Below are 24,247 nucleotides of genomic sequence, written 5' to 3' on the forward strand. Positions count from 1 at the left end.
CGACTACAGCGCGTTCGGTCCATTCCGGTTCGACCGCAACCAATACGACGACGCTCTGCGGGACCTGACCAGGCCGATCAGCTCGGACATCGCGTGAACACAATTCGCCGCAGGTGCCGCTCGCATCGGGTCTGTAAAGCTAACTTTACAGACCCGTCGGTGCGGCGGCTGGCCTCTGTGAACCCTGAGTCTGCGGCTCGACCTGGAGTACTGCCTGCCGAGTGGGCCGGACGCGCGATTCGTTGATCAGCAGCTGGTCGGTGCCGTTCGAACAGTGTCGTCCGGTGCGTTCGCTCTCGTCGTTCAAGGGGCAGTCGAATTTCTCGGGATCGTGGTGGATGGCGACGACTGCCGACCATGTCGGCTATGAATCCTGGTTGGAGCGGACCATTTGATCTCGTTCAATGCCGATCCCGAGGTGGTGGCCGTTGCGTCACAGCCGTTCTGGTTCCGCTGGAACGACGGCCACAAGGGCCGGCGGCATGCGCCGGACTACTTCCTTCGGCTGCGTGACGGCCGCGCGGTCGTCGTCGACGGGCGGGCCGCCGACCGGATCGAGATCCGCGACGCCGAGGCATTCATGGCCGCCGCGCGCGCCTGCGCAAGTGTGGGCTGGGAATATCGTCGAGTCGGTGCCGTTCCGGCGGTGCTGGCGGCGAACCGGCGTCGGTTGGCTGGCTATCGCCATCCTCGCTGCGTGCGTCCAGAGCCGGGGCTAGCTCGGGAGGTCCTTCGCCGAGCTGCGGCCGGTGATGGCTGGAGCGGAGGCGGTGGGCGATCCCGCGGTGGTGTTGCCGACGCTGTTTCACCTGATGTGGTCCGGCCTGTTGACTGCGGACCTGAACACCACGGTGCGTAGCGCCGGCGTCCGCGAGATCTGGGAACGCCTCCTCGACCATCACCACGCAGCGGTCGCCCACACCGCAGTCAACGCCTATATCGTCGATCGCCGCGCCCCGGCCGCAACCCCGCACCCGATACCCTGGGTATTGGTAACCACGGATATTCGTTCGTGCGGAATAGCCCCAGATTGGGGCGAACGCCCGCTCGCCGACGCAGCCTGATCGCCCCAGACAACCTTGCCGGTGAAGTTCTAGCGGTAGCCGTGCACCCTAGTGCCGGCGGATGGGGTGAGGTTTGGGCAAGGGATGCTCTGTGATGTCGGAGGCGGCCGACCGTAGAAGGTCGAGAAGAGCGCAGCCCAGGTAGCCCCGAAAACTCGCATAAGCGGCACGGTAGTAGCAGTTCCAGTAGCTCACGACCCGCCTCTGGGTGCGCGCGAAGAAGGCCGGGTTGTCCGCAACGAATGTACCGTAAGCGAGATGTCCGCTGGCACCCGGCGTAGCGAGATCACGAAGCCCGTCGCGGATGACGACCAGGATCTCCAAGACGTACTCGCCGACCAATTGCACCACGAACGGGACGACCCAGGGATCCGCGGATCCGACGAGCTGCTCCAAGTGGCGCTGCCGCACCCTCCCATCGCAGTGCCTCGAGTACAAGCAGTGCAGAAGCTGCCGTTGACGCGCCGACAACGACCTCACCGCGTCAGCCGATGGCTCGTCGTTGTAGAGGCGCCCAGGGATGTGACCTGCTGGCCCCCCACCACGACCGAGAAGGGGTTAAGCGACCCGAAGCGGGAAGCAGGCATGACCGCCAGCACTGCCTGGGCATCGCCAGCAAGTTCGGCCGGGAACGCCGCGATCAAATCATTGCTGACGGAAGGCGGTTGCACGGGCTGATCATAGGCGGAGGCCCTGGCCCACGGCAGGGATCAACGACCTTCCAGTCACCCAACCCGGCGAACATATGTGGTCAGAGCACCTAGGTCTTCTGACGGGCGAGGGTCGCGGCGTAGCCGAGGTGAGTGTTTCCGGCGATGGTTGCCCACTCGGTTGCGGTGCCGATGCGCAGGCCGAGGAGATCACTGATTACGGCGTCGGGCAGTTTGACGGCCAGTTGCATCAGGGCGCTGTTGCGGCCGATGCGCGGTGGGATGCCGAGTTCCTTGAGCCGGAAAGCGAGCTGCTGGGAGCTCATGTGCTGGCCAGGGACCGCTCCGGGGAACAGCCATGAGTGGTTGTCAGTGTGTCCGAGGACGGCATAGCCGCGGCGATCGGTAGTGAGGCGCAGGACGAGGTCGTTCAGCGGCGGTGGAAGATCGACAGGTTTGCGGCCGAGCTTGAGCTGAACCCCGTTGTTGGTGCGGATGACGTGGTTGACCTTCAGTTGCGTGATTCGGGCGGCGGGCTGGGCGTAGAGCAGGCCACCCTGCTACCTGGTTCGCGGGTCTTCGACACCGAGGAAGTCGGGGTCATGCTGCGCCACGTTCTGGCCTCCGAGCCCGTTCGGACTTCCAGGACTGGCAGCCCTGGCGAGGACTGGTCGTGGCCGCCGCGACCCAGATCCTCGACTACGTCGGCGGAACTCTGATCATTCCCCAGACGGTTCTGGTCAACCAATACTGGCAGGAGATCCGCACCGGACTGGCCGACGCCGGGATCCCGATCTGTCACTTCGTGCTCCACGCCGACCGCGACGAACTCATCCAGCGCATCCAGAACGACCGTGTCATGGGACCCTCGCAATGGCGATTCGATCACCTCGACGATTACGACGCCGCCCGCTCTTGGCACAGCCGGCAAGCACACGTCATCGACACCACCGGCCTACAGCCACGCCAGGTCGCCGAACTCATCGCCGCCGACACCGCCCGCGCCACAACGAAATAGGCCAACCCGGGCGGCAGAAACAAGCGGAAAGCCCTGCCACCGAAAACAGCCCACCACAGGTCACCCACCGACCGATCGGCCAACCTCACCGGCACACTTCCGCCAGCAGGACAACTCGATCAACTATCGGATCGAACCCGAGCACCGGGTGGTCGTAGTCACCCTCGGCGGCCATTGTCACAGGTTTGCCCAGGCAGCGACCGATCACCCGAAAGAAATCGCAGAGGGTGTCCACACCGTTTTGACCTTGTAGCTGGCGGAGGTCGATGTCAAAGTCGATCTCCGCCGGAGACGTTGGCCGGAAAATCGCCAGAACGCCCGGATCAGGCCAGACATGCAATTCCGCCGCGTCCGCATCAGCCGGGCGCGACAGAACCTCCGAGGCAGACGGCAACGGCCTGACCTCGACGCCCACCCAGTACTCCCAAGCCCAACCACTCGACTGGACCAAGTCGAACATCGCCTGCCAGTCCTGTACCGAAGTGTCCGGCACTGTCACATCGGGCAGGGCTCCCATCAGGTCAGGATCGAAAAGCGCCTGGACACTATCCCAGAGCAGATCAGACATCCCGTAATGATGCCAACAGTCAACCCCGGAATCCAGCTCGCGACACGCAAGCCGGACATCAACACGCCAACCGACTGATGCTCATTTCCACGGCCGGGGTCCAAACCTCGGCATCGCCGACGCCGACCGGCCCGCCGGAGACCACACCGGTGACGAATATCCAATCGGCTCGACCGGAGGGAAAGTCGGCTGGCTCGACAATCATTCGTGGAGCTCCATCACACATTGAATGCTCCTCCGCCCATACGATGAAAGGTCCACCTCATTCCATGAGGATTTTCAGGTGGTCGGCGAAAGTCTCGACCAGGCTCTTGAGCACGGCTTCGCCCTTCACGGCGGACGCCAGCGAGGGGCGACCAATGATGCCGCTGGTTGTGTACGCGGCCATACCGGTAAGCAGGAAGTGAGGCCGGTCGTCCGCATCGTGGTCCGATACACGCCAGTTGTCGCCGACGAGCTCCGGTTTCGCGTGCAACAGGATGGAGGTTTCCAGTTCGCCACCGTGCATGTCGGCGTGGGCGGTGGTCGCCATCCCCGCGCTCTCGCGAGCCGCATTCCACTCTTCTCGGCCGGGGAAGAGTGCGACACTACGGGCTTCGGTGTTGGCCTGGAGGGCGATATTCGACAGAACGTAGTTGCCGCCGTGGCCGTTGACGAGCACCAACTTGTTGATACCGGAGCGCGCCAGCGAGGCCCGGATGTCCTCGATCACCGCGATGAGAGTGGCGGCATCGATGCTCACGGTTCCAGCGAACCCCTTGTGCTCATGAGAGCACGAGATGGTGATCGGCGGTAGCAGCAACAGTCCGTACGTCTCGGATAGTCGCTGTGCGATCAGGCAGGCGACCGCAGTGTCGGTGATCAACGGCAGATGCGCGCCATGTTGCTCGAAGCTGCCGACCGGCAGGACCGCCACGGTCGCCGCACGGCGGGCCTCATCCACTGATGTCGCGGTGCTCATCAATTCCACTCTGACGTTCTCCTAGTCTTCATCGGGGCCGCTGATTCCGGTAGGCGCAGGGTGCGGCGAAGCGTGTGGTCGAGCTCGCGAGCGTGGCTGAGATATCCTGTCTGGGTGAGCTTTTCGGTCACTCGGTGTAGCTGTTGAATGGTGCGACTCGAGCGAGTGTCAGCGACGATCACCAGGGCATGGCCAGCTGTCTCGTATGCGTCATCGGGTTGGCCCACTCCGGCGTAGGCTGCGGCCAGCCGCGCCAGACCGACCCCGAGGTCACGGCGGTTGCCGGGCTTCCAGTTCTCCAGTCCGTGTTGAAGGTCGTCGAGGGCAGCCTCCGGCCGCCCGAGCTGCACCCAGCAATGCGCGGCTTCCATCGCGATGTACCCAGGGGTGCAGTAGCCCGACATGTCTCCCGGATCGTTCTCGGGACTGCTGCACGTTCGGGTGACAGATTTGATCACGCGGCCCGGCCGGCCGGTGGGGTCATGATGGTCTCGTGTTCGACCGGCGTCAAACGGCCGAGGGCGGTTTGACGCCGGCGGCGGTGGTAGGTCCGCTCGATCCAGGTGACTATCGCGATGCGTAATTCCTCACGGCCGCACCAGGATCGGCGATCGAGGACATTCTTCTGCAACAGCGCGAAGAAACTCTCCATGGCGGCGTTGTCACCGGCCGCCCCGACACGGCCCATGGATCCGGCCATGGCGTGACGAGTCAAGGCGCGCACGAACTTTCGGCTTCGGAATTGCGACCCTCGGTCGGTGTGCAGGATGCAGCCGGCCACATCACCGCGTCGGGCGACCGCGTTGTCGAGAGCGCGCACGGCCGGCACCGATTTCATTCGCGAGTCGATGGAATAGCCGACGATCCGGTTGGAGTAGAGGTCCTTGACCGCGCAAATGTAGAGCTTTCCCTCACCGGTCCGGTGCTCGGAGATGTCGGCCAACCACACACGATTCGGAGCCTCGGCGGAGAAGTCGCGCCTGACCAGGTCGTCGTGGACCGGCGGCCCGGGTTTGCCTCTGCCGCTTCGCTTCTTGCCGAATACGCTCCACCAGCCGTGGTCCGAGCAGATCCGCCACGCGGTCCGGTCGGCCATCGGCTCACCCGCGGCGCGGGCCTCGTCGGCGAGGAACCGGTAACCGAATTCCGGGTCGTCGCGGTGGGCGTCGAACAACGCGTTCGCGCGGTGGGCCGCCTCGAGTTCGGCATCGGTGACCGGCTCGGCCAGCCATCGATAGAACGGCCGGCGGGCCGGTTTCAGCACCCGGCACGTCACCGCGACGGGGATTCCGTCGGCGGCCGGCTCGCGGACGAGCAGGTAGGTCATCTTCCCGGCAGATTCGCCTGCGCGAAATAGGCGGCGGCCTTCTCGAGAACCTCGTTCTCCTGCTCCAGCAACCGAATTCGACGCTTCGCATCCCGAAGCTCTGCCGATTCGCTGGTACTGGTACCCGGTTTGGTTCCCTCGTCGATATCGGTCTGGCGCATCCATTTCGACAGCGTGACCGGGTGCACCCCGAAGTCGGCGGCGATCCGATCGAGGGTCACCCCTGGTTCACGATTGCGAGCCACCCGCACGACATCGTCACGGAACTCACGAGGGTAGGGCTTGGGCACAGCGACATCCTTCCAGCCCGCCCGAAGGCAAAGCCAAATCAGGTGTCACCTATCCATGCAGCAGTCCCTTCCGAGCTCAGCCAGATCGAGGCGATGCTACGCGAGCTCGACGTGCTTACGGCAGTCACCGCGCGCGACACAGACTCGCTGGTTCGCCAACTCCACATCGACGCTGTGGCCAACGAATTCGAGGCTCGAGAACTCGCAGATCGCACCCGCGAAGTTGCCGAGCTTCGCGACAATTTGGAATCCCGCCTGGACTACCTGCGGACAGAGATCATCAGCGCGAATTACAGGCTTGCCACATGATGACCGGCTCGACCCATATCGGGACTGTGAAATCAAGGGTGTCAGCGGACATGGAATAGTGGCTCTGGCTCACTTCCGATGATCAGTCCGTGTCGATCACGTTGTGAGGCAATGGATTACGGTAGATACCCTGCTCGTGGTTGTTGGTGAGGCGGTCGAGTCGGTCTTCCAGTTCTTGTTCCCCATTTGGCGAGTGTGCGGCTCGTCGGTGTGGAATCGAGGGGGCGAACGATCGGTTTCGCGGCGATGACGACGGCTCCGGTGGCGGCGTGCCCGGTGTGCGGAACGTCGTCTGATCGCGTGCCCAGTAGATACGAGCGCCGACTGGCCGACCGCGCCGTTGATGGTCGGGAGGTATCAATTCGCCTGCGGGTCGAGCGGTTTCGATGCATGAACCACGAGTGTGGGCGCAAGATCTTCGCCGAGCCCGCTGTGGGCGTCGCAGCGCGATATCAGCGGCGAAGTCGGGTTCTGACCCGATTGCTGATCTCGATCGGGTTGGCGTTGGGCGGGCGTGCCGGGCACCGGCTGACCGGCCATATCGCCGCGCAGGTCTCGCGATCAACGTTGCTGCGACTGGTGCGTGAACTACCAGTGACCAAGGAACGGTGAAGGAAAAATCGGCTTCCGCTCAAAAGCCAACAATTGGGATGGCTGGACAATGGACTACACCGGGCCGGGAAATAAGGGAGCCGACATCAAGGTCAGACTGGGAGCAGATGCAGAAGCATGGTATGAGTAGCCGTTCGACTCGATACAAATACGATTAAACACACTTCGAATGTTTGATATTGGGCTCAACAATTCAGATCACCACACCATCTGAATGTCCAGTCTGATGACGACACCGACGGCGCATCCTCGAATAATATGACCGCGCCTCTGCCACAGAGCAGCGGAGGCACGGTCCTAGCCGGTAGGATGCGGCAAGTGTGCATGGCGATGAGTTGGAATACACTATCCGGGATCTATATGCGAAGAATTTAACCCGATGTATTCCAGATGACGGCACGTCGACTTTGAGATCGATACGGACGCCAGGAATCGACAGCAGCTAACAAAGCTGGTTTGACGAAAGTAGGCCGATAGGCCCGGATATCGGAAAGGAATACAATGAACGACCGACATTTGCTGACAAGCTCGGACGCCTACAAAGCCATCCATAGTGAAATGAGTTCATTTTTTCACTTGAACCGGAGGTTCCCGGAAGACGTGTATCGAGTTGGAGGTTCGAGAACAGTCTTCATGGAATACGAGACGGGGATCAATCCTCGCTTCTGGCCTACGCTCAGCCGTTTGGCGCAGATAAATGGTGACGAAAACGTCGACTTCATGGTGGTGAATCCCGCGCACGGAAGCGTAAACGTTCCAGCAAGCTGGAACGTTTACCCAGCATTCTCGATGCCCGTGTCCGCTTCCGCCGCCGAATTCGGAGACGCCCTTACTGAGCCTACACCGGACGATGACAATTTCTGGCTCATTGGTGATCTGTCGGAAGTCATCGCAATCACCGGCGCCTCTGGATTATGGGGATGCTGGGGAGAGCAGAGTAGCGGAATTATGGCTATCCGAGCCGCTGATACCGGCGAGTTCCAGAGATGGCGCGAGGATATCGATCTCCACTGGTGGGGCACCTATGGGATCCTGGATATCATCGCCCCGAATTGTCGAGACTGGCGGATACCACACGAATTTCTGGATCCATTCGTAGACAACTACCGATGGACACTACAACCCCAGGCTCTGGAGAGAATGGCATTCGGAAAGACAGCGGATCCGAATCAAAAATGATAAATCACTCCTACGAGATCGAAGGAACATTCGACCAAAAAGACGGCACCAGATTGCCACTCTTCTACTAAGTCATGCACCGAATGATGAATTTCGAATCACACCCGAAAGCACGACGGGTCGGACACTTTGTCAACCGACACGATGGCGATCAATATCGAGTCTTAACGAACAAGCAATGGGAGCTGGTCGAGCTATTGTTGCCGAAATCCGATGGCCGTGTGGGCCGCAACTTCATCAACAATTGCCTAGTGGTAGAGGGGATGTTATTCCGGTTGCGGACCGGAGTGCCGTGGCGGGATCTACCCGAGGTATTCGGGCCATGGAAGACGGTATGGAAGCGGCATCACCGGTACGCCGATGACGGCACGTGGGATCGGGTTCTGGTCGCGTTGACCGCGCTCGCCGACGCGACCGGAAACCTGAACTGGGTTCTGTCGACAGATTCTCCGGCTCGCACCAGTATGACGCGAATGCGCGCCCTCGACCCCGGATGTACCCGCCCGAATGGTGAGTCGCGTGTCGGCCGAACATGAGGCGACCTGACCACAAATGCACGCCAATGATTCGAGGTGGATCCGATGCATGAGCCCGTAGTGTGGGCAGTCCCGCCTACCGATACTGGTGAGGTGCGTTATTGGATGATGCCGCACCAGGCGGCGAAGCCGCGCACTGATTCGGTGCTGCGGGCTTCTTCTCGGGCGAGAACGCGGATTGTTTCGTGGACCATCGGGTGGTAGCGGGTTTGGGTCGCGCCGATCGTTTTCGCCTTTTGCAGCGCACCGAACGCGGCGGGGCGGTCGCCGTGGAGCAGGTAGCCGCGGGCGAGGTCGATGTAGTGATGGCCGGCGCGTTCGTGGGGTGTGGTTTTGGGGATCCGGACGTCGGCGGCTCGGGTGATGGCTGTGGTGCCGTCCATCATTTCCACGGCGAGCCCGACCGACCAGATGGCGACGTTGGTGGGGCCGAAGCAGAGTTGGAAATGGTTGAGATCCTGGCCGATTCGCTGTGCGGTTTCGGTCGCTTCGGTCAGGTGTGCGTCGGCGAGGTCGCGGTTCCCGGTGCGGGCGGCCACCAGCGCGGATTTGAGGTGCAGGTTGCCCCACATAGATAGGGTGCGTTCGTCTGCGGTGCCGATCGACGGTTCGATCCGCCCCCGGCTGTGTTCGAGGAGCCGGGTGGCGGTGTTCCAGTCGGCGGTGCCGAGTAGTTCGCCGGCGCGTTGGTAGTCGCCGCACAGCACGAGCAGTTCGTCGCCGGATAGGGCTGCGGCCCACTCGTATCGGTCTACCGCCAGTGATGACAGATCGATGTAGCCGAGTTTGTAGGCGACCTGCGAGGCCGCCGCGTAGGTTTCGGCGGCGAGGCCGAACAGGCGCTCTCGATCGGTGCCGGTCGTGTGGGTCCAGGCGATGCGCAGATCGGCCAGTAGGCTCGGCAGCAGGGTGCCCAGGTCGCCGAGTCGTACCGCGTGCCGCAACAGCGACGCTTTCGCGACATCGGTGGCCAGTTGCGCGAACGGCCGCGCCGGGAGGTCGTCGTCCGGGTCGAGGCGGTAGGCGGCGAGTTCGCGGCGCAGGTCGGAGATTCCGGCGTGGACCTGCTGTTCGTCACGGGTGGTCCGTGGGTAGGGCTGTTGGGTGAGGTCGGCGATCCCGACCTTCAACGCGCGGGCGACCGTGCTGATGAACGCCGGTGAGGCGGGGACCTTGCCCTGCTCGACCTTCTTGAGCAGGCTCAGGCTCACGTTTGCTTCGGCGGCGAGGCGGGGCTGGGTCTTTCCGGCGAGTTTGCGCAGCTCCGGGAGCTTGCGGGCGATGCCACCGATGTTGTCGTGCTCTATCACGTTCATGGCCTCATTTCAGCGGTTTCCCTGCACCCGGAGGGACAAGAACTTTGTCCCTCCGCCGTATTGCGTTGCCGCACAGTGTTGTCAGCGCGGCTCGACACCAGGTTCTCGCCATCGACCCACCGGCGGACCACTGGCGCGACGCCGCTGGGGGACCTCCTGTATCGATGCGCGTCGGGCGAGTTCCCCTGCACCGATTTTCTCGCATACGGCCCCGGTGTGGGAGTCCTCGGTGCCGAGTGCGCACTCATTCCGGACGAAAGGTGATCGCGGTGGACAAGAAGATCCTGCTGACCGGCGGCGGCGGATATATCGGGTCGGTTCTGACGAGGAAACTGTTGGCCGACGGGTTTCGAGTGGTCGTGGTGGACCGGTTCTTCTTCGGGCGGGACACACTGCCCGCCGCCGGCACCGACCTCACGCTGATCGGCAAGGACGTGCGCCGATTGACGCGCGCCGACCTCGATGGTGTCGACTGCGTGATAGATCTGGCCGCGATCTCCAACGACCCCGCCGGAGAACTCGATCCGCAACTCACGATGGATATCAACCTGCATGCGCGGGTCCGCTGCGCCCGGCTGGCGCGGGACGCGGGCGTGGGCCGCTACATTCTGCCGTCGTCGTCGAGTGTCTACGGCCAGCAGGACGGCCTGCTGGCCGAGTCGGCGGTCATCAAGCCTCGCACCACTTATGCGGCGGCGAACGCCGACGCCGAGGCTGGCGTGCTGGCGCTTACCGGCGACGGGTTCACCGTGGTCGCGGTGCGGCAGGCGACGGTGTTCGGCGCCTCGCCGCGGATGCGGCTGGATCTGGTGGTGCACCAGATGGTCATCCAGGCCGTGCGACGCGGCGTGATCCCGGTGCTGGGCGACGGGCGGCAGTGGCGGCCGTTCGTGCATATCGCCGACGTCGCCGACGCCATGGTGACCCTGATCGGCGCACCGGCCGACCTCATCACCGGTCAGCGGTTCAACCTGGGCGGCAACGACCTGAACTATCGGATCGTCGAACTCGCCGAGATCATCGGCCGCGAGACGAACGTGGACCGCTTCGCCCCGTACCCCGGCCTGGACGACCGCTCGCACCGCATGGACTTCACCAAGATCGAGAACACCCTGGGCTTCGTACCGTCCCGCACCGTAGCCGACGGTGTCCGGGAGGTCATCGACGGGCTGGAGACCGGCCGTATCGACGAGAACGATCCGCGCGGGTTCACCGTGCCCTGGTACGAGCGACTGCTGTCGGCCGGCGGCCCGGACAGCCCCGCCGTCTACTGATCGCAGGAAAGGGGGAATCACCAATGCGGACAGGCGAATTCGATGCGGTTGTGGTCGGTGGCGGCGTCACCGGGTTGACGGTCGCGCTGCGGCTGGCCGGAGCCGGGATGCGGGTCGCGGTGATCGAACGGGACCTGCTGGGTGCCGGAGCGACCACCCACAACCACGGCGTGCTGCACTCCGGTGCCCTGTATGTGCGGTGGCATCCGGAGATCGTGCGCGACTGCGCCGACGGACGGACCGCGTTCGTGGCGTCGTTCCCCGACTGCCTGTCGGGTGTCGAAACCTGCTGGTACATCGGCACATCCGCGACTGTGGACGTGTACCGGCCGCTGTGGGAGCGCCACGGCATCGCCGCCCGCCGGGTGGAGCAGGCCCAGCTGGGTGAGGTGCTGGCCGATCCGGACGGTGTCGCCGGCCACGCGGTCGCCGAATCCGTGATCGACTCGCACGCGCTGATCTGTGAGCTGGCCGCACGCGCGGCGGCGGCCGGTGTCGAACTGATCGTCGGAGCGGACGCCACCGAGATCGTCACCGCGGACGGGCGGGTCCGGGGCGTCACGACCACCACCGTCGCGCTCGACGCCCCTCGCGTGGTGGTGTGCGCCGGGATCGGTACCCGGCCCCTGCTGCAACGATCGGGCTCCAGGGTCGTCACGGAGTTGACCTCGCGCCTGGAGACCATGATGGCGTTCCCGGGGACGCTGGCGACGGCGGTGATCGGGTTGGAGTTCGGGTGGCCGTTCCTGGCGCCGTCGGTGACCGGCCGGGCTGTGCTCGCGTCCCGCTACGGGGCACCGCAACGGTTCGTGCGCGGTGAGGCCGACTGGCCCGTCCCCGCCGCCGAGATCGCCGCTCTGATAGGCGATCTCGGCACCCGACTGTGTCCGGGCGTGCTGGACCTGGATGCGGGAGTGGCGTGGGTCGGGGTGAAGACCGAACACCCGACCGGCTCCGATCAGTGGGGAACCTCCCCGAACTACGCCGTTGTCGACCACCGGGTCCGCGACGGGATCACCGGCTGGTGGACGGTGCTACCCGGCAAGATGACCCTCGCCCTGCACGCCTCCCGAGCCGTCGCGACCGCGATCACCGGCACTCAGGGAAACCTGACGCTCCCGGCACCCGGCCGCAGTGCTCCGCGGTCGGTGGAATCGCTGGTCGCGGTCACGCCGTGGACGGCACACGAGGAGGTGGACGCGGCATGATCCCACCGTTCTCCGCAGCCCTACGCGACGACGAGATCGCCGTGATGCTCGCCGCGACCGCCGAGATCGCGCGGTCGGGCCGGTTCGTGCTCGGCCCGCACACCGAGGCGTTCGAGGCCGCCGTCGCCGCCATGGCCGGTACCCGACACGCGGCGGCGACCAGCTCCGGGTCGACGGCACTCGAGGTCGTGTTCCGGGCGATCGGGGTGTCCGGCCGCACCGTGCTGGTGCCGGCCAACACGAACTACGCCACCGCCGCGTCCGCGCTCGCGGCCGGTGCCAGGGTGCGTCTCTACGACGCGGGCCTGTACCCCGACCTCGACGACCTGCGGGCGAACCTGAGCGCCGACGTCGCCGCCGTGGTGGTCGTCCACATCGGCGGCTATCTCTCCCCGGACCTCCCGCAGATCGTGTCGCTGTGCGACGACGCGGGGGTCGCGCTTATCGAAGACGCCGCCCACGCCCACGGATCGACTCTCGAAAACCGTGGTGCGGCCGGAAGTTTCGGTATCGCGGCCGCGTTCTCGTTCTTCGCCACCAAGGTCGTCACCGCAGGCGAAGGCGGCGCGATCACCACCGACGACAACGCGATCGACGCGGCGGCGAGAATCTACCGCAACCAGGGCAAGGACGACACCGGCCTGCACGTCGTCACCGGCGGGAGCTGGCGCATCACCGAACTCGGCGCGGCCCTCGCCCGTACCCGGCTCACCCACCTCGCCGACGACCTGATCCGCCGACGCAACATAATCGACCGCTACACCGAATACCTGACCGCACTGACGTTTCCGACACTGCACGGGCAGGTCAGCGGCCACAAGGCCATCGCGATCCTCGACACCGGCGCGGACCGGGAACGGTTGCGTCGCACCGTGTCCGAGCGCGGGATCATCCTCGCGCGGGGTGTATACGAACAGCCATTGCATCGGCAGCCGGTATTCGCCGACCTCGCGGCGGGCCGAGCATTCCCGGTCGCCGACGGGTTCGCCGACACCCACATATGCCTGCCGTTGTGGCCGGGCATGGACGACGACACGGTCGATCGGATCATCGGCGCGGTGACCAATTACTGACTGCTCTGCCCGGCCGGTTCAGCCGCGGGCCGGGTCCGGACGCGCCCAGTCGAACCCGAGTTCGCCCTTCTCCGACAGGACCGCTTCCCACCAGGGCTGATTATCGCGATACCAGGCCACGACCTCACCAATGCTCGTGTCGAACTCACGTTGCGGCTTCCACCCCAACACGGTCTCGATCTTGCGCGGGTCGATCAGATAACGCCGGTCATGGTTGGGCCGGTCCGGGATGTGCTCGATCCACTCGACCGGCTCCAACCCCAACTCCGTGATGACGCGGCGGGCGATCTCGATATTGGTGACCTCGCAGCGACCGGACACATCGAAGATCGGCAGCAGCGACGGGTCCGTCGCCGCTGCCGCAGGGATCGGGTCCAGTTCGGCGTGCAGGACGCGGTGGATCGCGGCGCAATGGTCGGCGACGTGCAACCAGTCCCGCGACTGCCGGCCGTCACCATAGATCGGGACCTTCCGTCCCCGCAGCAGGTTCGTCACCGCGAGCGGGATCAGCTTCTCCGGCATCTGATACGGGCCATAGTTGTTGGCGCAGTGCGTCATCCGGATCGACATCTCCGGATAGGTCTGCATATAGGCGCGCACCATCTGATCCCCGGCCGCCTTCGCCGCCGAATACGGGGTCTTCGCGTTCAGCGCGGAGCCCTCGCTGAACCATTCCGCACCCGCTGCCAACTCGCCGTACACCTCGATCGTCGACACATGCACATGCGCGGTCACCGGCATCAACCGGGAACACTCCGCCATCACCTGAGCACCCAGCGCATTGGAACGCATGAACGCCGACGGACTCAGAATCGCCCGATCATTGTGCGACTCCGCCGCGAAATTGACGACATAGTCAGGCCGGTACCGGCGGTAGACATCGGCCATCGCGTCGAAGTCAGCGATATCGGCGTTCTCGAAGCTGATCCGATCCCGCACCGGGGCGAGATTGGCTTCGTTTCCCGCGAACCCGATGTAGTCGACCGCGACGATCTGCGCGTCCGCCTCCCACTCAGCAAGTAGGTGGACGTAATTCGCGCCGATGAACCCCGCAGCACCGGTCACCAGGTAGACAGCCATGGGGCCAGAGCCTAGCCGACACCCTGGTGAGGCATAGTTGCACAGCGCTCAAGGTAGCCGGCGAACCAAAAAGGGACTGCTGCACGGATGGGTGATACGGCCTGGCTGCGATCCTTGTGGTCCCTTGTCAGGCAATGTGTCTGGTGCCGCCGCGCCGAACGTCAGCGAGTGTTTGTGTCGCTGTTGGGCGGTAGCTTCCAACTGGATTGGGTCATATAGTTCGTAGCCGGCAGACGAGTGGGCGAAGGGGAGGTGATATGGCCGATCGTGTTGATGTCAGTCCGGCGGAGTTGCAGTCCGCCGCGGACGGATTGGACAGGCTGGCCCAGGATCTCGCCGATGCCGTGGACAGGCACATGCGGGCGGTTCGCACTTTTCTCGGCAGCGACTGGCAGGGCACAGCCGCCGATTCCCATGAAAGCCCGTGGACGGACTGGGAGGACGGGGCGCGGCGCGTCATCTCCTCGTTCGTCTCCGACGCCGCGAATCTACGTACCGCCGCGGGTGGATACCGCACCTCCGATGACACCTCGGCACAGGCCATCGTGCAGAAGGGTTTCAGTCTCAACCTGCCGGATGTCCGATAGTGGCGGGCGATTACCGAGTCGATCTGCCCGGACTACAGCAGTTGATCGATGACGCGGCGAGGTTGGAGACGACTATCGAGGATCTCGTGACCGAGATCGACAAGGGTATCGACCAATTGCATATCAGCTGGGCAGGCGGTGCCGCGGACGCTCACCGCGTCGCCCACGACAACCGCGTGGCCGCAATCGCCGAGATGCGTGCGGCGCTGCGGGAGATGAGGGCGAAATTGTCTGCTGCCCATACCGCTTACACACGGGTGGGATCGGTCAACCATGGAATGTGGCCGTAGTGAGCCCGCCGCCGACTGTCCCGATCATCAATGTCCGGGGTGATGAATACCATTCGGCCGGAGAGGTTTTCGGGCAGATGTCGACCGATGCTGTCACGACCCACGCGGCGCTGGGGATCGTGCTCGCCACGTACGCAGGTATGGCAGGCGACGACAGTGTCGGTCAACAGTGGGCCTCCGCCTACGATCCGGCCGCGCAACAGGCCATCTCGACATCGGCGAAACTGGCCACGGCCTGCGGGCAGACACGGAACCTCATCGTCATCGGCGCCCACAACCACGAGACCGCCGAAACCACCGCCGACCACCGGGATCTCCCTCCACCACCGGCACCGCAACTGTTACTGGACCCTTGCCCACCCGAGAACGCACCCTCCGCGTTCGGTGGCGGCATCCCCGAGCCGTTCGGGTGGTCCATCATCAAGGACGCGGTCGGTTTCGGATGGCCGAACGGCCACCAGGACCAACTGGAGGCAATGAAACAGGCGTGGCACACCGCCTCCCGCGACTACCGGACAATCGCCCAGGCGGTGCCGAACGCTACTGGCCTACTCGACAATCAGCAATCACCCGAGATCGAAGTCACCGTCCAGACCTGCAACGATCGTCAGGCCGATTTCAACTCGCTCGCCGACGCCTGCCAGTCGCTGGGCGATGCGTGCGGCGAGTATGCCGCCCATCTCGACGAGGCACACCACAAGATCCTCAACGAGCTGAAGGAATTCGCCCTCGAAGCCACTGCCTGGGAGGTCGGGTTCGCCGTACTCGCCCCGTTCACCGGCACCCTGTCGGAATGGGTGGGCAATGCGGCGTTGGTCGCTCGCGTCGCCGCCAAGGCACGTCGCATCGCCGCCATCATCGGCGAACTCGCCACCAAAGCGGCGAAGATCGTCACCGGCACCCTCACCCCACTCGCTGAGCGGCTCAAGCCCCTGCTCGAACGGGTCCGAACCTGGGTCGAAACGGCCAAGACGAAACTGGGGCGAGGTGGCGACGGCCCTCCGGGGACGAAAGTCGGCCCCGCCGCGACGGACGCGGACCGCGAAGCGCTGATACATGAACTTCAGCAAGCGGGGGTCAAGTTCGATCCAGATAAACTCGTCCGGATCGGACGGAATGCCGACGGAAAGATCATCTTCCTCGAACAAGGAAACCCACGAGCCGGACTCCAACACGTACTCTCCCATGCCAACGACTTCGCGAACAAAGGAATCCCCGAGAACGAGATCGCAGATGTCGTCATGAAAGCAGTGACCCAAGGAGAACGAGTAGGCGTATCGGGTCGCGACCGACCGATATACCAGATCATGCACAACGGGACGCTGATCAGAGTCGCTGTGACAGTAGGCAGCAACGGGTTCATCGTCGGAGCCAACCCGGTATCATAGGAGCACAATGAATCACCTGGAACTACGACCGGAAATTCAAATGTATCCGACCTGGGTAGAGCGGGACGGAGTATTGGAGAATGCGTCGCCGGACTCTTTGGGGATTTCGGATACCCTGTCCGACGCATTGAATGCATGGGCGGATCGATGGGATTCAACCTATGACCTCGTCAACGACCCCGGCAATCCGAAGTTCGAATCACCGACAGCCGAACAAGCCTTCTGGTCCGATGGTCGACAACTCGCCGATCGTCTGCGTTCGGAACTCGGCAACGACTGGACAGTGAACTTCGACTCCAACGGCTCGGAATGACCCGACGGCACACGCCCAGCCGGGCAGGCACAGCAGCCAGGGACCGCAAGGGGTACGCGTAGTGGACTTGCAGGAATGGGAAAATCGTCTGCGGCAGGATCTCGCCGCGCTCCAGTCCAGCGGCTACCAGTTGGCGACCAAAGTCGCCACCGTACGAGGCCGCGCCGAGGCCAACGGTGTCCGGGTCGAGGTCGACGCCGACGGAAATATCACCGACCTGCAAATCGCTTCCGGCGCTATGCAATGGACCAGCAGCCGACTCACCGCCACCCTCCTCGACTGCCATCGCAACGCCCGCGCGGACGCCAGAGCACAGATCGAAAACCTCGCCGCGAAATCCGATCCCCATATCCGCGACCAACTCCAGCGAGCACGCAAAATCCCCGACCCTCAAAGGCATCTCGACAGCCAACAAATGACCGAAGACGAGATCCAAGCTGCTGACGACGCCTACTTCCACAACCGCAACCGCTACGGCGGATGGAACGACCGACGATAGGCCGCACGTCTCGTCCGCAGCCCGAACCGGCGGGGATCGAGCGTCGACTCGACCGAAACCCGCGTGCCGGGACCCGGTTCGGAACCCCAAGTGCGACTTGAATACCAGGAACGTTCCGAACCAGCCACCAGCCGACTCGCCCCACCACGACCACATCGAACACCGCCGGATCATCGCGGGAAGGAGAAAAGCGCAGCTCAACCAGGGTAGCGCTGGACGTTCGCGTCCAGCGAGGATCGCAACTTGACCCGCTGGGTGTTCTTGAAGGCCACCGGGTCGTAGCGCTGGACGTTCGCGTCCAGCGAGGATCGCAACAACGAGGAGACCGGCGAATTCTACGACACCTATAGGTAGCGCTGGACGTTCGCGTCCAGCGAGGATCGCAACATGGAGCGCATGGGCTTCACCGCCACCCCGGATGGGTAGCGCTGGACGTTCACGTCCAGCGAGGATCGCAACATGATCTGTTGGACGCTCGATAAGCGTCGGCCGGAGTAGCGCTGGACGTTCGCGTCCAGCGAGGATCGCAACCGTCTCGGATCCTGGCGATGTACTCGCGGCTGAAGTAGCGCTGGACGTTCGCGTCCAGCAAGGATCGCAACGCGCCCTGAATGAAGGCGTCCCACTCGCTGGCGCTGGTAGCGCTGGACATCCGCGTCCAGCGAGGATCACAACGTCGTCGACCGTGGCCCGTGATCGGGCCGTCGACTGCGTAGCGCTGGACGTCCGCGTCCGGCGAGGATCGCAACACCAGCCGGTGAACGTACGCGGTTGCCGCAGTGGTAGCGCTGGACGTCCGCCGTCCAGTGAGGATCGCAACCACCGAGACGACGACGTGACCGGCGTATCCGGCAGTAGCGCTGGACGTCCGCTTCCAGCGAGGATCGCAACCTGTGGTGTCAATCCGGTGGCGGCGGCAGCGGTGGTAGCGCTGGACGTCCGCGTCCAGCGAGGATCGCAACGAGACCGGCCAGCGCAAACCACGTGTCAGCCAGGTCGTAGCGCTGGACGTACACGTCCAGCGAGGATCCGCAACGCGCGTCGCCGGACGAGGCCGGCCGCGGCAAGCTCCGCCCCCGCCGGACCGGGCCTCAGCTTCGGTCGAGCAGTCGCGTCCGCCATTTGCGTCCACTCCCCCATGGATCGATCATTTCCGCAGGTCGATCCGTGTGTTTAACGGATGTGTCCCCCTCCGGACACAGAATAACAGCAGGTCAGGGGCTTGATCGCAAGGTTTCGCCTCCTCTGCGTCCACACAGCGGTCCACACACAGGGAATCTGAGGGGATTCGGCCTGACGCAAGGACCCATGCCCCATGGCAACAACTCCCCGTGTACGAGTCCGCAAAGACGGCACAACCTACTCACAGGTGCGCTACCGCATCGAACGTGACGGCACACTCGTCCAAACCTCCCAGTCGTTCGACGACCACGCCGCCGCGATTCGGTTCGCCAAACTCGTCGATCGCGTCGGCCCGGTCGAGGCCGAGCGCGTACTCGCCGCGCAACTCGCCGCGGTGCCCGAGGCGGTCATGTTGACGCCGTGGCTGCACCGCCACGTGAAGCTGCTCGGCGAATCCGTCGAGGCGGAAACGAAGCGAAAATACGAGCGCATCATCGACCACTCGATCACACCGTTCTTCAACGGAAATCATCTTCCGGTGGACGCGGTCACTCCCGATATGGATGTCGCGTGGGTGGAATGGCTCGCGCACGAACTCGGCAACTCACCGAAAACCATCGCCAACAAACACGGCCTACTCTGCGCGGCGATGGCCGCGGCGGCCCGGCGTCGACCGACACCCCTGATCCCGTGGAACCCCTGCGCGGATACGAAGCTGCCCAAGCGAATCGCACGCGAGGTCGACCACCTCAACGAACTCGAGTTCGAGCTGATCGACGCGCTACTGACGCCGCATTGGCGGCCGTGGTGGGAATTCGGCGTGATGTCGATGTGCCGCCCCGGCGAGCAGGGCGCGCTCACCGTCGGCGATATCAGCCCGCTCACCGGCGCGGCGTCGATCACGAAGGCATGGAAATGGGCCAACGGCAAGCTCAAACTCGGCGACCCGAAATCCGCTCGCGGCATCCGCACGACCTTCGTGCCGCTGGAAACCGTTGCGCGCCTGGATCTCGACCGCGACACCAGCGCACCGCTGTTCGTCGGGCACACCGGCCGACCGGTGACAAGTATCAGGTTCTGGGACGAGGGTTGGGCACCGATGATGGACCGCCTCCGCGCACTCGCAACCGACGATGCCGATCCGTTCGCCGGCCGAAAAGGATGGGAGGGCTTGCCCTTCGACGTTCTGCGACAACGGTTCGGACACCTCGCCAAACGCATGGCCGCCAAGAAACTCACCCCCTACACCAGCCGCCACACCGGCATCAGCTGGCGCCTACAGGACGGTGAACCGATCTGGGTCGTCAGCCGCGACGCCGGACACTCATCGATCGCCATCACCGACGCACGATACGGACACATCTCCGCCGCGGCCAGCGCGGCCAGCGCCGAGGCCATCGCGGGCAGGTTGCCGCGGTTGCGTGCACACATCCTCGACCTGGAACAGGCACGGCGACGACGGCTCGTACGGCTCGGGCAACTCGGCGAGATCGAGCGCGTCGCCGGTGGATTCGAGGCGGTCTGGATGGACGAGCGCGGCCTCGTACGATCGGCCATGTTCGTAAGGTATGACGAGGCGGTCGACCACGTCGCCGAGAACGAGGCCGGCGACCTGCTCGCCACCGCATGACCGGCCGCTTTCATTTCATTACAGGTGCGACGAAATGAAAATCCAGCCCGGCCACTGCCGGCTTCCGATCAGCCCGGAGTCGGTGTGCGGCACAGCGATTCTGACCGGTCCCCGATGACGGGACCACCCGGTCTTTGAGTCCGAGTTGTTTCGTCCGGATTCAGTTGATGCCGCAGGCCGCAGGATGGTGGGTGTGGTCGCAGCGGGCTGCGTACTCGGACGGAGTGAGATACCCCAGCGCCGAATGCCGATGCCGATGCCGATGCCGATGGTTAGCCGGATAATTTCGATTGGCAGATGCGCCGCATACACCACGGGCAGTAACCTAACCAACCGTGTACAAGTATGTCCTAGCCGCTGTTATCGCGTTGACGGTTCTTTCAGGCGGGTTTTATCTACTGGTAGATCGGATGACCAGCCGAGCAAATGAACCGTCTACAGTGTGCGACACTATAGAGCCTATTTCCCCTGCTCCTACTACCGGCACATCAGGGTATTTCACTGCCGGCAACACGGGTGGTGGATACTGAAATAATAAAGAGAACCTCCTATCACCCGCAACGAAATCCGGCATCTATTCGCGGACTTGCTGCTGCAACCGATCCACACCATCAGTTACCGACTGCACTGGTCGATCTGGCGCTGACGGCACCAACACCGCGCCCACACCAGCCGTTACCAGCGACGATCCCGCCGCCTCACCTGATCATGAAGTCCGGCTGGAGTATTAGGCGAGTGCAACACGCAAAAGTGGGTATTGACCGAGACCGAGTACGGATGACCGGGGCCACCGGGGCACGTACAGGGCCAACTGATCCGGCGACATTGCGGTAGCAGCTGAGCAGGAACATCCCCGCGCGTGCCAGAGCCGACCGAATCCGCCACCGGCGCACCGGTTTCGGTGGAGGACCATCCCCGCGCGTGCGGGGCCGACCGTTGACACGCCGCCACGCGGCCGGATTGTCTGGACCATCCCCGCGCGTGCGGAGCCGGCATGCGCTGGAATAGCATTGCGCGCCCATCGCGGGGACCATCCCCGCGCGTACGGAGCCGACCCAATCGCGGTCGTGGTCCGACGATGTGGGTGCGGACCATCCCCGCGTGTACGGAGCCGACACTTGTCGACCTGCAGCGTTACAGTGCAGTTTGTCGATTTTCATTCGGTTGACGCCGACGGTGCGCATCTGTCGTTGTAGAGGAAGGTGAACGGCAACTCGCTCTGCTTGTGGACTGCGGGAACGGTGTTTACACCGGTCACGATGTGTTCCGGTCGTGTGTGACCGGCGAGCCGCCCGCTGGCCACTCGCCCCTCGGAAAGGATGGGAGTTCGTCCATGCGTCGTGCCCTGCCCCGTGTGCCCCTGCTGGTGTTATTCGCTGTGACAACCGCGACCACGGTCACCGCCGATGCGGAACCGGCCCCGCCACTCTGGGACGGTACGCGCACCATGCCCACTTGTTGCCGCCGATGCGGCGCGGATTGTCCGGCGACCGGCGCCGCCACGACTCGCAGTCGTCGACGTCCTCGTAATCGGCATGTTGCCAACACTTTTCACGCTCACGCAGGAATGTGAAGAACAGTCGGTAGTCCTTGACGTAGGCGCGTTTGGACTCCTCGGCCAGGAACCCGACCTTCGACCGGCGCAGGAAATACGCCGGCCAGGCATCGACACGCCCACCCGGGTCGATCAGGATCGGCGTCCCCGGCTCGATACTCAGCGCACGGTCACGGCTGTCGATCGCGGCCCAGTCGTCCAGCTGTGGGAGAAACATCCCGCGACGTCCAATACAGCAGCCATTCCCCCTGGCAGATCACCGACACCAGATTCCATGCAGCGCATCACAACACGTCGGCACGCAACACATCTGAACCTTCCAGGGAACAGTGCCGTTGATTCCGAGATACTTTGCGACTTCACGGTCTCGCTTGAACCGGCCGTCAGGAGGAATGAAAACACCGATATTCGTGCACAGCAGTGCCTTCGAAATAAGCGATCCGCTCGTCAGTCGCCCCGCTCCTGTTCGCATCGGTATGAACAGGTATCTCCGCGTCCCGCACCAGCCGCGCCAACGCGTCAACCTATTCCTAGGTGACACCGGCCGGCCGGCCGCATATCCGCACTTCCGGCGAATGGCCGTGTGTCGTTGCGATTCCGCTCAGCTGTCTATCGCGTGGCAGGCGGAGAGCAACGCGCGCAACTCCGCGCGCGGCGGGTTCGGCCGTACCGCAAGGAAACTCGGCATCACCGGTTCGGGGTTGCGCAGTGGGCGGAACACCACTCCGGGGAACGTCAAGCGGACGGCCATGGTGGCGTAGTAGACGGTCCAGCTGGGTTGCCCGAAACCGACGGCGGCCAGGGTGTCCTGATCGGTGGTGAACTCCGGGCCGAGCACCGGTTCGAAGCCGGCCTGCCTGCAGCAACCGATGACCAGATCGTAGAGCGCGGGATTGTGGGAGCGAGCGACCAGGCGTAACGGCAGCTCAGCAAGCCGGGCCAGGTCGATCTCTCGGAGCACAGCCAGATCGTGCCGAGCCGGAATCGCCGCAACGAGCGCGTCCGACCACAGCGGCAGCAGTTCCAGGTCCGACTCGTCGCGAGGACCGCGCAGCACGGCCGCGTCCAGCTCGCCGGAACGCACCCGCTTGATTCGCTCGTCGGCGTCGGCATTGGCAAGTTCGAGATGGGCGTCCGGGGCAAGCCGCGCGAACTCGACGAGCAGCTTCTCCAGCCGGGTGCCGAGCCCGGTACTGGTCCCCAATCGGATGGTTCCGGTGCGCTCGATGCGCAGATCTTCGACGGCCTGTCGAGCCTGCGTCACGGCGTTCAGCACCTGTTCGGCGTGCGGTTGCAGCCGCCGCCCGGCTTCTGTGAGGCGCACGGTGCGGGTGGTGCGCTCGAACAACGTCACCCCCAGCTCCCGTTCCAGCCGGTTGACCTGCTGGCTCACCGCGGACTGCACGATGTGCAGGCGCTCGGCGGCGCGGCCGAAGTGCAATTCCCCGGCCACCACCAAGAAGTACTGCAACTGACGTAACTCCACCGCCGCAAGATTAATCAGTTCTGGTGATCAATGCCAGCTGGTTCCGGCCATTTTTCCTCGCTTCCGATCACGGTTTCCTGGAGTTGACAGCCAAGCACCACGGAAGGAACGGCGAAATGCCTTACCGCACCATCAACGACACCCAGCTCTACTATGAGGACGAGGGCACCGGGCAGCCGCTGTTGTTTCTGCACGGCTGGGGTACCAGCGGGCGGACCTGGGGCGCTCAGCAAGCCGAGCTGGTTCACGATTTCCGGGTGGTCACCCTGGACTGGCGGGGCTGCGGTCGATCGGATCGGCCTGTGGCAGGAAATACGCTGGAAGGCGTGGTCGCGGACCTGGTGGCGTTCATTCGAGAGCTCGGGCTCCAGCGGCCGATCGTCGTCGGTGTGTCGATCGGCGCCACCTTCGCCACCGAGCTCGCGCTGGCCGATCCGGATCTGTTGGGTGGAGTAATCGCCGTGGACGGTCCGGCATATTGGCCGGCGCAGGGCATGCCGCTCGCGGAGGTCATTCACGAAATGCGTTACAACCGTGTGTCTTTCGCCGCTCAGTGGGTGCCGAACTGGTTCGCGCCGGGCACGAGTCCGACGCTGATCGAGTGGACCGTGCGCCAGATCCTCGATGCGGGCGTGTACATCGACGAGCAGTTCCATGTCTTTGCCGAGTATGACCCCCGCCCGCGACTGCCCGAGTTGCGCACCCCGATCCACTACGTGCACGGCGCATTGGACGCAGAGATCCCGATCGAGGTGGCGCGGGTGTGTGCTGCCCACACTCCGGGCGCCGAGGTCACTGTGATCGAGGGCGCGGGACACATGCCGCAGCAGGAGAAGCCCGCCGAGTTCAATGCCGCGTTGCGGATCGCCGTGGCGGGCTTCACCACCGATGCGGCCGACGCCTGAAACTCTC

At 64.1% G+C, this 24,247-nt stretch carries 27 protein-coding genes, 1 pseudogene and 1 CRISPR repeat array; of the genes and pseudogenes, 18 read left to right on the forward strand and 10 right to left on the reverse strand.

All coding sequences use genetic code 11. The annotated features are described in order from the left end of the window. Positions 1-421 precede the first annotated feature (421 nt). The gene (locus tag D5S18_RS25615) at positions 422-859 is read left to right on the forward strand and encodes a TnsA-like heteromeric transposase endonuclease subunit (protein ID WP_239004041.1); all 438 of its coding nucleotides are present in this window, start codon (positions 422-424) and stop codon (positions 857-859) included. Then, complete coding sequence (locus D5S18_RS35910; RefSeq protein WP_239004050.1) at positions 771-1,064, forward strand: hypothetical protein; 294 nt, start codon at positions 771-773, stop codon at positions 1,062-1,064. The genes D5S18_RS25615 and D5S18_RS35910 overlap by 89 nt, the downstream gene beginning before the upstream one ends. 48 nt (positions 1,065-1,112) lie before the next feature. Here the strand turns inward: D5S18_RS35910 and D5S18_RS35445 are convergent, their stop codons facing one another. Then, on the reverse strand, positions 1,113-1,460 hold the full coding sequence (locus D5S18_RS35445; RefSeq protein ID WP_203236910.1) for a hypothetical protein: 348 nt from the start codon (positions 1,458-1,460) through the stop codon (positions 1,113-1,115). Between the two features lie 364 nt (positions 1,461-1,824). Beyond that, the gene (locus tag D5S18_RS25625; protein WP_120043661.1) at positions 1,825-2,040 is read right to left on the reverse strand and encodes a hypothetical protein; all 216 of its coding nucleotides are present in this window, start codon (positions 2,038-2,040) and stop codon (positions 1,825-1,827) included. Positions 2,041-2,387: 347 nt separating this feature from the next. Between D5S18_RS25625 and D5S18_RS25630 the strand changes: the two genes are divergently transcribed. Next, complete coding sequence (locus D5S18_RS25630; protein WP_239003997.1) at positions 2,388-2,732, forward strand: nucleoside/nucleotide kinase family protein; 345 nt, start codon at positions 2,388-2,390, stop codon at positions 2,730-2,732. Positions 2,733-2,817: 85 nt separating this feature from the next. On the opposite strand, the gene D5S18_RS25635 is transcribed toward D5S18_RS25630, so the two are convergent. The 4 genes from D5S18_RS25635 to D5S18_RS25650 all read right to left on the reverse strand — a co-directional run bounded on the left by D5S18_RS25635 (position 2,818) and on the right by D5S18_RS25650 (position 5,878). Continuing rightward, the gene (locus D5S18_RS25635; protein ID WP_120043662.1) at positions 2,818-3,300 is read right to left on the reverse strand and encodes a hypothetical protein; all 483 of its coding nucleotides are present in this window, start codon (positions 3,298-3,300) and stop codon (positions 2,818-2,820) included. Between the two features lie 58 nt (positions 3,301-3,358). Continuing rightward, positions 3,359-3,505 (reverse strand): hypothetical protein, encoded by a 147-nt coding sequence (locus D5S18_RS35020; protein ID WP_158607955.1) that lies wholly within the window; start codon positions 3,503-3,505, stop codon positions 3,359-3,361. 57 nt (positions 3,506-3,562) lie between these two features. Beyond that, positions 3,563-4,261, reverse strand: a complete 699-nt coding sequence (locus D5S18_RS25640; protein WP_239003998.1) for a creatininase family protein — start codon at positions 4,259-4,261, stop codon at positions 3,563-3,565. A gap of 454 nt (positions 4,262-4,715) precedes the next feature. Beyond that, a protein-coding gene (locus D5S18_RS25650) for an IS3 family transposase (RefSeq protein WP_120043665.1) occupies positions 4,716-5,878 on the reverse strand; the annotation gives its coding sequence in 2 pieces (ribosomal slippage) (positions 4,716-5,591 and positions 5,594-5,878; 1,161 coding nt in all). On the opposite strand from D5S18_RS25650, the gene D5S18_RS35185 reads away from it, so the two are divergent. The 5 genes and pseudogenes from D5S18_RS35185 (at position 5,771) to D5S18_RS36470 (ending at position 8,514) form a co-directional block, all read left to right on the forward strand. Beyond that, entirely contained in the window at positions 5,771-6,187 is a 417-nt protein-coding gene (locus D5S18_RS35185; RefSeq protein ID WP_162500992.1) for a hypothetical protein, read from the forward strand. The two genes, D5S18_RS25650 and D5S18_RS35185, sit on opposite strands and share 108 nt — an antisense overlap. Positions 6,188-6,433: 246 nt before the next feature. Further along, positions 6,434-6,571 (forward strand): annotated as a pseudogene (locus D5S18_RS36465) (hypothetical protein); the annotation flags it as partial. Between the two features lie 6 nt (positions 6,572-6,577). Beyond that, positions 6,578-6,799, forward strand: coding sequence for a hypothetical protein (locus D5S18_RS25660; protein ID WP_239003999.1), 222 nt, complete (start codon positions 6,578-6,580; stop codon positions 6,797-6,799). Positions 6,800-7,300: 501 nt separating this feature from the next. Beyond that, a complete protein-coding gene (locus D5S18_RS34540; RefSeq protein WP_147404164.1) occupies positions 7,301-7,978 on the forward strand; it encodes a hypothetical protein in 678 nt (225 codons plus the stop codon). A gap of 86 nt (positions 7,979-8,064) precedes the next feature. After that, positions 8,065-8,514: a transposase gene (locus D5S18_RS36470; RefSeq protein WP_369410436.1), complete on the forward strand. Its 450-nt coding sequence runs from the start codon at positions 8,065-8,067 to the stop codon at positions 8,512-8,514. A gap of 98 nt (positions 8,515-8,612) precedes the next feature. Here the strand turns inward: D5S18_RS36470 and D5S18_RS25670 are convergent, their stop codons facing one another. Continuing rightward, positions 8,613-9,830 (reverse strand): helix-turn-helix domain-containing protein, encoded by a 1,218-nt coding sequence (locus D5S18_RS25670; protein ID WP_120043669.1) that lies wholly within the window; start codon positions 9,828-9,830, stop codon positions 8,613-8,615. A 269-nt stretch (positions 9,831-10,099) separates the two neighbouring features. Between D5S18_RS25670 and D5S18_RS25675 the strand changes: the two genes are divergently transcribed. From D5S18_RS25675 to D5S18_RS25685, 3 genes are read left to right on the forward strand one after another with little or no spacing between them, the layout of a single operon-like run. Next, positions 10,100-11,104 (forward strand): NAD-dependent epimerase/dehydratase family protein, encoded by a 1,005-nt coding sequence (locus tag D5S18_RS25675; protein ID WP_158607958.1) that lies wholly within the window; start codon positions 10,100-10,102, stop codon positions 11,102-11,104. A gap of 23 nt (positions 11,105-11,127) precedes the next feature. Continuing rightward, on the forward strand, positions 11,128-12,312 hold the full coding sequence (locus tag D5S18_RS25680) for an FAD-dependent oxidoreductase (RefSeq protein WP_120043671.1): 1,185 nt from the start codon (positions 11,128-11,130) through the stop codon (positions 12,310-12,312). After that, complete coding sequence (locus tag D5S18_RS25685; protein WP_147404166.1) at positions 12,309-13,385, forward strand: DegT/DnrJ/EryC1/StrS family aminotransferase; 1,077 nt, start codon at positions 12,309-12,311, stop codon at positions 13,383-13,385. Before D5S18_RS25680 ends, D5S18_RS25685 begins: the two co-directional genes overlap by 4 nt. An 18-nt stretch (positions 13,386-13,403) precedes the next feature. Here D5S18_RS25685 and D5S18_RS25690 read toward each other — a convergent pair whose 3' ends face one another. Continuing rightward, positions 13,404-14,465: a dTDP-glucose 4,6-dehydratase gene (locus D5S18_RS25690; RefSeq protein WP_120043673.1), complete on the reverse strand. Its 1,062-nt coding sequence runs from the start codon at positions 14,463-14,465 to the stop codon at positions 13,404-13,406. A gap of 257 nt (positions 14,466-14,722) precedes the next feature. On the opposite strand from D5S18_RS25690, the gene D5S18_RS25695 reads away from it, so the two are divergent. From D5S18_RS25695 to D5S18_RS25725, 6 genes are all read left to right on the forward strand, one after another. Further along, positions 14,723-15,052, forward strand: a complete 330-nt coding sequence (locus tag D5S18_RS25695) for a WXG100 family type VII secretion target (protein ID WP_120043674.1) — start codon at positions 14,723-14,725, stop codon at positions 15,050-15,052. Continuing rightward, positions 15,052-15,342: a WXG100 family type VII secretion target gene (locus tag D5S18_RS25700; RefSeq protein ID WP_158607959.1), complete on the forward strand. Its 291-nt coding sequence runs from the start codon at positions 15,052-15,054 to the stop codon at positions 15,340-15,342. Before D5S18_RS25695 ends, D5S18_RS25700 begins: the two co-directional genes overlap by 1 nt. A gap of 77 nt (positions 15,343-15,419) precedes the next feature. Beyond that, positions 15,420-16,730, forward strand: coding sequence for a WXG100-like domain-containing protein (locus D5S18_RS35450; protein WP_203236911.1), 1,311 nt, complete (start codon positions 15,420-15,422; stop codon positions 16,728-16,730). Positions 16,731-16,737: 7 nt separating this feature from the next. Next, positions 16,738-17,043 carry an immunity protein CdiI family protein gene (locus D5S18_RS25710; RefSeq protein ID WP_120043676.1) on the forward strand — a complete coding sequence of 102 codons (306 nt, stop codon included), beginning with the start codon at positions 16,738-16,740 and terminating at the stop codon, positions 17,041-17,043. Positions 17,044-17,104: 61 nt separating this feature from the next. Continuing rightward, complete coding sequence (locus D5S18_RS25715; protein WP_120043677.1) at positions 17,105-17,542, forward strand: YbaB/EbfC family nucleoid-associated protein; 438 nt, start codon at positions 17,105-17,107, stop codon at positions 17,540-17,542. Positions 17,543-17,748: 206 nt separating this feature from the next. Further along, positions 17,749-18,292: a CRISPR direct-repeat array (repeat unit 37 nt; unit sequence GTAGCGCTGGACGTTCGCGTCCAGCGAGGATCGCAAC). Between the two features lie 565 nt (positions 18,293-18,857). Then, a complete protein-coding gene (locus tag D5S18_RS25725) occupies positions 18,858-20,294 on the forward strand; it encodes a tyrosine-type recombinase/integrase (protein WP_147404167.1) in 1,437 nt (478 codons plus the stop codon). A gap of 1,397 nt (positions 20,295-21,691) precedes the next feature. Here the strand turns inward: D5S18_RS25725 and D5S18_RS25730 are convergent. Then, positions 21,692-22,066, reverse strand: coding sequence for a hypothetical protein (locus D5S18_RS25730; protein WP_120043680.1), 375 nt, complete (start codon positions 22,064-22,066; stop codon positions 21,692-21,694). 384 nt (positions 22,067-22,450) lie between these two features. Further along, complete coding sequence (locus tag D5S18_RS25735) at positions 22,451-23,335, reverse strand: LysR family transcriptional regulator (protein ID WP_120043681.1); 885 nt, start codon at positions 23,333-23,335, stop codon at positions 22,451-22,453. Between the two features lie 116 nt (positions 23,336-23,451). Between D5S18_RS25735 and D5S18_RS25740 the strand changes: the two genes are divergently transcribed. Further along, the gene (locus D5S18_RS25740; protein WP_120044059.1) at positions 23,452-24,240 is read left to right on the forward strand and encodes an alpha/beta fold hydrolase; all 789 of its coding nucleotides are present in this window, start codon (positions 23,452-23,454) and stop codon (positions 24,238-24,240) included. Positions 24,241-24,247 lie beyond the last annotated feature (7 nt).

This window comes from Nocardia panacis, from assembly GCF_003598715.1.
Taxonomy (GTDB): domain Bacteria; phylum Actinomycetota; class Actinomycetes; order Mycobacteriales; family Mycobacteriaceae; genus Nocardia; species Nocardia panacis.